Consider the following 8900-nt stretch of genomic DNA (forward strand, 5'->3'; position numbering starts at 1 on the left):
CCGGCCCGTACGCCCTCAGCCTCGTACGCCCTCAGCCCCGTACGGCGTCGCCCTCAGGGCCGCGTCCCCGGAGCACGACGGCCAGCCCGATCCCCGCCGAGAGGGCGCCCGCGACGGCGGGGATGAGCGGCGTCCCGTCCAGCACGAGCGAGGACACCGTCCGAAGGCCGTACGTGGCGCTCACCATGGGGGACAGCAGCACGAGTGCGCGGCGGCCGGCCGGCGACCGGACGGCCACGCCGGCGGCCGCGGCCAGTAGCGGCAGGGCGGCGACGTCCCACAGTGCCGCCTGATTGGTCAGCGTCATCACCAGAGGTGGCTGGACGAGGACGCCGAGGACGGCCCACGGGAGGGCCTGGCGGCGCCGCAGCGCGCGTGCCCCGTCGCGGAGATCGCCGGCGAATGTCATAAGCAGTGCCGCCGTCGCGGTCGCGACCAGGGGAAACGACGTCGGAAAGCCGTGCAGACCGCCCAGGAGAGCGTGCCGTGCCATGCTCAGTGCCTCGGCGACGGCCAGCACCCACGCCCACGCGGCGGCCGTCCGCCGATGCCCGCTCCAGGCGAGCAGGAGCAGGAGCAGGCCGGCTCCCGGCAGGGCCAGCCATTTGAGCAGGGAGAGGGGTTCCCCCGACGCGAATTCGACCCCCGCCACCGCCACCGCTGTGCCCAGGGCCGGGACGAGCACGAGCAGCGGCGCGACGGCCGCCGACAGGTCGACGGCCCGCCGCCAGTGCGGGACGGAGCGGGGCCCGAACGCGTGGCGCAGGCGCACCCGGACGGCGCCGAGGACCAGGTCGGCCGCCTCGCGGAGGGTGGGACCGGTGCGGCCGTCTTCCGCGGTCTCCAGGAGCAGGGTCAGCATCTCGTCCTCGTGCGCCCGCCGGAACTCCCGCGGATACCAGCCGATGAGCCGCCGGTACCGCCGTTCCAGGTCGCCGGTCCCGCTCACGCCGTCCCTCCCATCGGCCCGCGCAGCGCGCGCAGCCGCGACCGGGCCGCCTCGGCGTTGCGGCTCAGGCGCCCGGCCTCCGCGTCCAGGCGCGCGGCGCCCCCCTCGGTGAGCCGGTAGTAGCGGCGGACCCGCCCGTCCACGATCTCCTCGCGGTCGGCGGCGACGAGGCCGTCGGCCTCCAGGCGGTCGAGCGCGGCGTAAAGGGTCCCGGGACGCAGCCGGACCCGGCCGGCCGAGATCTCCACGACGTCGGCGACGATCCCGTAGCCGTGCCGGGGACCCGCGGCGAGCGCGGTCAGGATGAGGAACGTCGGTTCCTGCAGCGGCTTCATGGCCCCAGATATACCGTCCGTCGATACATATCGACAAGGGGATGGCCAGTGGGGAATTGTTGGGAGGGCACAAGGGTTTGTGGTAACGTAAGTGCTCGATCGGTCCGGCATGCCAGCTGGACGCGCAAGCGGAGGTCCTCCTCCCACCTGATCCGCCGCGAGGCGGACGGGTCAAGGATCACAACGGAGTTTCCAGCAGGAGAGCTCAGTGACCCCGCATGCGTGACGTGCGGGGTTTTCGGCGTTTCCCGCACGGTCGAGCAACAGGCGGAAGTCTTTGGAGGTCCCATCAGCACCGAGCCCCGCATCAACGACCGTATTCGTGTGCCCGAGGTCCGCCTCGTCGGCCCGAACGGTGAACAGGTCGGCATCGTCTCCATCGGCGACGCGCTGAAGCTGGCCCAGGAGGCCGACCTCGACCTCGTCGAGGTTGCGGCCACGGCCCGCCCGCCCGTCTGCAAGCTCATGGACTACGGCAAGTTCAAGTACGAGTCGGCCATGAAGGCGCGCGAGGCCCGTCGCAACCAGGCGCACACGATCATCAAGGAGATCAAGCTCCGGCCGAAGATCGACCCGCACGACTACGAGACCAAGAAGGGTCACGTCGTGCGGTTCCTCAAGGCGGGAGACAAGGTCAAGGTCACCATCATGTTCCGGGGCCGCGAGCAGTCCCGGCCGGAGCTCGGCTTCCGGCTGCTGCAGCGCCTGGCCGAGGACGTCACCGACCTCGGCTTCGTCGAGTCGCAGCCGAAGCAGGACGGCCGCAACATGATCATGGTGATCGGGCCGCACAAGAAGAAGGCCGAGGCGCGGGCCGAGAAGGCCGCGGCCAAGGCCCGCGACACCGACCAGGCGGAGGAGTCCGTCGAGGGTCAGATCGTCGAGCCACCGGCGACGCCCGCCTGAACAGCAGGCGCGACGCCCAGAACGACAACGCAGAAGCCGAGACCGGGACGGTCTCGCAGCCAGGCAGCCGCCGGCTCGGGGTACCGGCCCGGCCGTCGGCACGGACGAAAGAGGGAGAGACGGCTGACATGCCGAAGATGAAGACGCACAGCGGTGCGAAGAAGCGGTTCCGCCTCACCGGAACCGGCAAGATCGTGCGCCGCCGTGCCAGCCGTGCGCACTACAACGAGTGGAAGTCGTCCACCCTGACGCGCCGTCTCGAGGGCCTCGTCGTCATGTCAGACGCCGACACGAAGAAGATCAAGAAGCTGCTCGCGAAGTAACGACCCGGGGAGATAGAACAACATGGCACGCGTGAAGAGGGCGCTCAACGCCAAGAAGAAGCGCAGGGTCGTTCTCGAGCGGGCGAGCGGCTACCGGGGTCAGCGGTCGCGGCTGTACCGCAAGGCCAAGGAGCAGATGCTCCACTCGATGACCTACGCGTACCGGGACCGCAAGGACAAGAAGGGCACCTTCCGGCGCCTTTGGATCCAGCGGATCAACGCCGCGGCCCGGGCCAACGGCATCACCTACAACCGGTTCATCCAGGGCCTGCGCCTGGCCGGCATCGAGGTCGACCGCAAGATCCTTGCCGACCTCGCCGTCAACGACGCGCAGACCTTCGCCACGCTGGTCGAGTCCGCCAGGAAGGCGCTCCCGTCCGACGTGAACGCGCCGGTCGCGTAAGACCGCCCGGATGAGGGCCCACCGTCTCGCGGTGGGCCCTCATTCTCTTGAGGGGGACGACAGCAGGCATGGCGGAGTTCACCAACATCAGGTCGCCGCGGGTGAAGGCGGCCCGCAGGCTCACCAAGCGGGCGTTCCGCGACCGCGACCGCGCGTTCCTCGCCGAGGGGCCGCAGGCGGTGCGTGAGGCGCTCGCTCTCAAGGACGTCACGGTCGAGCTGTTCGCCACCGCCGAGGCCGAGAGCCGGCATCCGGACATCCTCGCCGCGGCGGCGGCCGCAGGCGTCCCCGTGCACCGGGCCAGTGGCGAGGTCATGACGGAGCTGACCCAGACCGTCACCCCGCAGGGGCTGCTCGCCGTCTGCCGGTTCGTCCACGTCCCGCTGGACGAGGCCGTCCGGGAGGGGACCCGGCTCGTCGCGCTGCTGGCGCACGTGCGCGACCCCGGCAACGCCGGGACCGTCCTGCGCACGGCCGACGCCGCCGGGGCCGACGCGGTCGTGTTCACCGACGCCTCGGTCGACCCGTACAACGGCAAGTGCGTACGGGCGAGCGCGGGAAGTCTGTTCCACCTGCCGGTCGCCACCGGCGCGGCCGTGGCCGAGGCCGCCCGGCGGACCCGGGAGTCGGGGCTGCGGATCCTCGCCGCCGACGGCGCGGGGACCCGGACCCTCGACGAGGTCGACCTGGCCGGGCCCACCGCCTGGCTGTTCGGCAACGAGGCCTGGGGGCTGCCGCCGGAGCTGCTCGACCTGGCCGACGAGGTGGTGCGGGTGCCCATCTACGGCCGGGCGGAGAGCCTCAACCTGGCCACCGCCGCCGCGGTCTGCCTCTACGCGTCCGCGCGCGTTCAACGGCAGACCTTACATTCCGTGGAAGATCCCCCTACCCCCGCCCGCTGACGCTCATGTCGTGCGCTGGAAACCCGCTATTGTCGGCGATGGAGTCGCGCAGTCCGGGCCGACGCGGCCTGCGTCCGCGGCGCCCCCCAGGTCGAGGAGGCGGTCTCGTGCGAGGTGACGGCACCCCCAGCGACGCCCGTGGCGAGGGCGGCGACGGGAGTGCGCACATCGACGTGGACGATCTGCCCGACGGGCTCGTCGCGGCCGACCGCGAAGGCGTGGTGCTGATGGTCAACCGGGCGGCCGAGCGCCTGACCGGGATCGACCGCCGCACCGCCGTCGGCCGGCACGTCAGCGACGTGCTGCCGCTGCGCGACCCCGACGGACGCGACTGGTGGAAGTGGCTCGACCCGCAGGGCGGCCTGTCCATCCGCAGCCGCCAGCCGGAGCGCCCGCTGCACCTGCCCGGCCGGCAGGAGCTCCTGGTCGCCGCCCGGTTCGTCCGCCGGCCGGAGCGCGGCGGCAGGGTGGAGCGGGTCGTGATCACGCTCAGGGACGCCTCGGCGCGGGCCCGGGTGGAGCGCAGCAGGGCCGACCTCGTCTCCACCGTCGCCCACGAGCTGAGGTCTCCCCTGACCAGCGTCAAGGGCTTCACGGCCACGCTGCTGGCCAAGTGGGACCGGTTCACCGACGCCCAGAAGCTGGTCATGCTGGAGACGGTCAACGCCGACGCCGACCGGGTCACCCGCCTGATCACGGAGCTGCTCGACGTGTCCCGCATCGAGTCGGGCCGGGTGGAGATCCACCGCCAGGTCGTCGACATCCCGGCGCGGATCCGGCGGATCGTCGCGGGTCGCGTCGCCGCGGGGGAGCCGGAGGACCGCTTCCGCCTGGAGCTCGCCGGCCCGCTGCCCGAGGTGTGGGCCGACCAGGACAAGATCGACCAGATCCTCGCCAACCTGGTGGAAAACGCGGTGCGCCACGGACGCGGTACGGTGACCATAGTGGTGGAGCCGGTCGAGTGGGGAGTCGCCGTGGCGGTGCGCGACCAGGGTGAGGGCGTGGCGCCCGAGCTGGTCACCCGTGTCTTCCGCCAGTTCTGGCGGGGCAACGGGCGGCGTCGCGGCGGCACGGGCCTCGGGCTGTTCATCGTGAAGGGCCTCGTCGAGGCGCACGGCGGCACGATCGGCGTGCAGCGGGCGCCCGGCGGCGGCGCCGAGTTTCGATTTATCCTGCCCACCGGCACCCCCGACTTCGCCTGATCGAGGAGCCCGCCCGGCGGGCTCGCGGCGCGGAGGACGGCCCGGTGGGCTCATCGGACACGGCCCTCGCCCCGGCGTCCGCGCGGAGCGGAGATGCGGGGCAGGGGCACTAGACTCGACCCGCGCAGCGCCCCGGCGCTCGCATGCCCTGGATACGGAGCTCACTCTTGTCGAACACCTATGACCCGGTCGAGGTGACGCCGTTGCACGCCGACGAGGTGGCGACGGCGCAGGACGACGCGCTCGCCGCCATCGCCGCGGCCCGCGACCTCGACGAACTGAAGCAGGCCCGGCTCGCCCACGCCGGCGACCGGTCGCCGATCGCGCTGGCCAACCGCGAGATCGGGGCGCTGCCGCCCGCGGCCCGCGCCGAGGCGGGCAAGCGGATCGGCGCCGCCCGCAAGGCCATCGGAGAGGCCCTCGCCGCCCGTCAGGCCGAGCTGGAGGCCGAGCGCGACGCCCGCGTCCTCATCGAGGAGACCGTCGACGTCACCCTGCCCTGGGACCGGGCCCCGCGCGGCGCCCGGCACCCGCTCACGACTCTGCAGGAGCGCATCGCCGACGCGTTCGTCGCGATGGGCTACGAGGTCGCCGAGGGCCCCGAGCTCGAGGGCGAGTGGTTCAACTTCGACGCCCTGAACATCGCGCCCGACCATCCGGCCCGCTCCGACCACGACACGTTCTTCGTCGAGAGCACCGACTCCGGCAAGGTGCTGCGCACCCAGACGTCGCCCGTGCAGATCCGGGCGCTGCTGTCGCGCCGGCTGCCGGTCTACGTCATCTCGCCGGGCAAGGTCTTCCGCACCGACGAGCTGGACGCCACCCACACCCCGGTGTTCCACCAGGTCGAGGGCCTCGCCGTCGACAAGGGGCTGACGATGGCCCACCTCAAGGGCACGCTCGACCGGTTCGCCGAGGTGATGTTCGGCGCGGGCATCAGCACCCGGTTCCGGCCGAACTACTTCCCGTTCACCGAGCCGTCGGCCGAGCTCGACCTGCGCTGCTTCGTCTGCCGGGGCTCCTCGGCCGTGCCCGGCAACCCGCCGTGCCGCACCTGCAAGTCCGAGGGCTGGATCGAGTGGGGCGGCTGCGGGATGGTCAACCCGCGCGTGCTGATCGCGTGCGGCGTCGACCCGTCCGTCTACTCCGGATTCGCCTTCGGCATGGGCATCGAGCGCACGCTGATGTTCCGCCACAACGCCGAGGACATGCGCGACATGGTCGAGGGCGACGTCCGGTTCACCCTTCCGTTCGGGCTGGAGGTCTGATGAAGGTCCCGCTTTCCTGGCTGCGGGAGTACGTCGACCTGCCCGCGGTCACCGCCCACGAGGTCGCCGAGCGGCTCACCGCCGCGGGCCTCAAGCTGGAGTCCGTCAGCTCGCACGGCCACGAGATCAAGAACGTGGTCGTCGGCCGGGTCCTCGAGTTCGAGGAGCTGGCCGGGTTCAAGAAGCCGATCCGGCACTGCAGGGTCGAGGTGGGGGAGGCGACGCCGCGCGAGATCGTGTGCGGCGCCGTCAACTTCTCCGTGGGCGCGGTCGTGCCGGTCGCGCTGCCGGGCGCGGTGCTGCCCGGCGGCTTCGAGATCGGCTCCCGCAAGACCTACGGCCGGCTGTCCGACGGCATGATCTGCTCGGAGGCGGAGCTCGGCATCGCCGAGTCCTCGCCGGGGATCCTGGTGCTGCCGCAGGACACCCCGATCGGCGCCGACGTGGTCGAGCTGCTCGGCCTGCGCGACGACGTGCTGGAGCTGGAGATCACCCCCGACATGGGGTACGCGCTGTCGATCCGCGGCGTGGCCCGCGAGGCGGCGATCGCGTTCGACGTCCCGTTCCGCGACCCGGCCGCCGTGCAGCCGCCGGCCGACTCGGGGCCGTCCTGGCCCGCGTCGATCGCCGACCCCAGCGCGTGCGACCGGTTCGTCCTGCGCTCGGTGTCGGGCTTCGACCCGGCCGCCGAGAGCCCGCTGTGGATGCGCGTGCGGCTGGCCCGCGCCGGGATGCGCTCGGTCTCGCTCGCGGTGGACGTGACCAACTACGTGATGCTGGAGCTGGGCCAGCCGCTCCACGCGTTCGACCGGTCCCGGCTGTCCGGCGAGATCGTCGTACGGCGGGCCCGGCCGGGGGAGACCCTGGAGACGCTCGACCACGTGGTGCGCACGCTGCACGCCGAGGACATCCTCATCACCGACGACTCGGGCCCGATCTCCATGGCGGGCACGATGGGCGGCCTGCACACCGAGATCTCCGGGGACTCGATCGACATCGTCATCGAGGCCGCCCACTTCTCGGCCACCGGCATCGCCCGCGAGTCGCGCCGGCACAACCTGGTCAGCGAGGCGTCCAAGCGGTTCGAGCGCGGCGTCGACCGGGAGCTTCCGCTCGCCGCGTCGTGGCGGGCCGTCCAGCTCCTCGCCGACCTCGGCGGGGCCGTCGCCGACCCGGGGGTCACCCAGGCCGAGGTCGAGGTGGCGCCGGTCACGATCACCATCCCGGCCGGCCACCCCGACCGCGTCGCCGGCATGCGCTACGGCCGCGAGACCGTCATCCGCCGGCTGGAGCAGGTCGGCTGCACGGTGACCGAGGGCGCCGCCGGCCCGGCCGCCGCCGGCGGGCACGGCGTCGCCGCGACCGGCGTCGTGTCGACCTCCGACCTGGCCGGGAGGCTGGCCGTCCAGGGGGACGACCTGATCACGGTCACCCCGCCGACCTGGCGTCCCGACCTCACCGACCCCAACGACCTCGCCGAGGAGGTCATCAGGCTCGAGGGGTACGACCGGCTGCCGTCGGTCCTGCCGCACGCCCCCGCCGGGGCCGGGCTCACCGAGACCCAGCGGCTGCGCCGGCGCGCCGGGCGGGCCCTCGCCCTGTCGGGGTACGTCGAGGTCCTGGCGTACCCGTTCATCGGCGCCCGGGACCTCGACGACCTGCTGCTGCCCGAGGGCGACCCGCGCAGGAGGGTGACCCGGCTGGTCAACCCGCTGAGCGAGGACGAGCCGTACATGCGCACGACGCTGCTGCCGGGCCTGCTGAAGACCCTGGCCCGCAACGTCGGCCGCGGCTTCCCCGACGTGGCGCTGTTCGAGACCGGGCTGGTCTACCGTCCCGAGCCGGACGCCCCCGCCGCCGCCCCCGTGCTGGCGGTCGACCGCCGTCCGACGGAGGAGGAGCTGGCCGAGGTCGAGCGGGCGCTGCCGCGCCAGCCGGTGCGGGTCGCGGTCGTCCTCGCGGGCGAGTTCGAGCGGTCCGGCTGGTGGGGCAAGGGCCGCGAGGCGTCCTGGGCCGACGCGATCGAGGCGGCCCGCGCGGTCGCCCGCGAGGCCGGGATCGACCTCGGCGTACGGGCCGACCGGCACGAGCCGTGGCACCCCGGCCGGTGCGCCGCCCTGACGGTGCCAGGCGACGACGGCGAGCCGGTGCTGGTGGGCCACGCCGGCGAGCTGCACCCGAGGGTCGTGGAGGCGTACGGCCTGCCGCCGCGCACCGCCGCGATGGAGCTGGAGCTGTCGCTGCTGCGGCCGTCCGGACCGGTGGAGACGCCGGCCGTGTCGGCCTACCCGGTGGCCACCCAGGACGTCGCGCTGATCGTGCCGTCGGGGACGCCGGAGGCCGACGTGGCCGCCGCCCTCCGCGACGGCGCGGGCGACCTGCTGGAGTCGATCCGGCTGTTCGACGTCTACACAGGCCCGCAGGTGGGCGAGGGCAACAAGTCGCTCGCGTACACGCTGCGGTTCCGCGCGGCCGACCGCACGCTGACGGTCGAGGAGACCACGGCCGCCCGCGACGCCGCCGTGGCGGTCGCCGCCGAGCGGACCGGGGCGCAGCTCCGCGGAGCCTGAGCGCGGGAAGCGACGAGGCGGGCGCCGGCACGGCCGGCGCCC

Annotated in this window: 9 protein-coding genes; 7 read left to right on the forward strand and 2 right to left on the reverse strand. The window is 73.2% G+C overall.

Annotated features, from left to right (window positions below; genetic code table 11):
- Positions 1 to 31: 31 nt before the first annotated feature.
- Together Mco01_RS33850 and Mco01_RS33855 are read right to left on the reverse strand one after the other, a co-directional pair.
- Positions 32 to 949, reverse strand: coding sequence for a hypothetical protein (locus Mco01_RS33850; RefSeq protein ID WP_204060892.1), 918 nt, complete (start codon positions 947 to 949; stop codon positions 32 to 34).
- Positions 946 to 1284 carry a PadR family transcriptional regulator gene (locus tag Mco01_RS33855; protein WP_239104115.1) on the reverse strand — a complete coding sequence of 113 codons (339 nt, stop codon included), beginning with the start codon at positions 1282 to 1284 and terminating at the stop codon, positions 946 to 948. Before Mco01_RS33855 ends, Mco01_RS33850 begins: the two co-directional genes overlap by 4 nt.
- Before the next feature lie 222 nt (positions 1285 to 1506).
- On the opposite strand from Mco01_RS33855, the gene infC reads away from it, so the two are divergent.
- From infC to Mco01_RS33890, 7 genes are all read left to right on the forward strand, one after another.
- Positions 1507 to 2190 carry a translation initiation factor IF-3 gene (infC, locus tag Mco01_RS33860; protein ID WP_204060893.1) on the forward strand — a complete coding sequence of 228 codons (684 nt, stop codon included), beginning with the start codon at positions 1507 to 1509 and terminating at the stop codon, positions 2188 to 2190.
- Between the two features lie 128 nt (positions 2191 to 2318).
- Complete coding sequence (gene rpmI, locus Mco01_RS33865) at positions 2319 to 2513, forward strand: 50S ribosomal protein L35 (protein ID WP_036333572.1); 195 nt, start codon at positions 2319 to 2321, stop codon at positions 2511 to 2513.
- Between the two features lie 22 nt (positions 2514 to 2535).
- Positions 2536 to 2916, forward strand: coding sequence for a 50S ribosomal protein L20 (rplT, locus tag Mco01_RS33870; protein WP_030504935.1), 381 nt, complete (start codon positions 2536 to 2538; stop codon positions 2914 to 2916).
- A gap of 68 nt (positions 2917 to 2984) precedes the next feature.
- Entirely contained in the window at positions 2985 to 3818 is an 834-nt protein-coding gene (locus Mco01_RS33875; protein ID WP_204060894.1) for a TrmH family RNA methyltransferase, read from the forward strand.
- Between the two features lie 107 nt (positions 3819 to 3925).
- Positions 3926 to 5020: a sensor histidine kinase gene (locus tag Mco01_RS33880; RefSeq protein WP_372445011.1), complete on the forward strand. Its 1095-nt coding sequence runs from the start codon at positions 3926 to 3928 to the stop codon at positions 5018 to 5020.
- A gap of 143 nt (positions 5021 to 5163) precedes the next feature.
- A complete protein-coding gene (gene pheS, locus Mco01_RS33885; RefSeq protein WP_036333580.1) occupies positions 5164 to 6288 on the forward strand; it encodes a phenylalanine--tRNA ligase subunit alpha in 1125 nt (374 codons plus the stop codon).
- Positions 6288 to 8858 carry a phenylalanine--tRNA ligase subunit beta gene (locus Mco01_RS33890; protein ID WP_204060896.1) on the forward strand — a complete coding sequence of 857 codons (2571 nt, stop codon included), beginning with the start codon at positions 6288 to 6290 and terminating at the stop codon, positions 8856 to 8858. The genes pheS and Mco01_RS33890 overlap by 1 nt, the downstream gene beginning before the upstream one ends.
- Positions 8859 to 8900: the final 42 nt, after the last annotated feature.

Origin of the sequence: Microbispora corallina, assembly GCF_016863035.1 — a bacterium.
Classification (GTDB): Bacteria; Actinomycetota; Actinomycetes; order Streptosporangiales; family Streptosporangiaceae; genus Microbispora; species Microbispora corallina.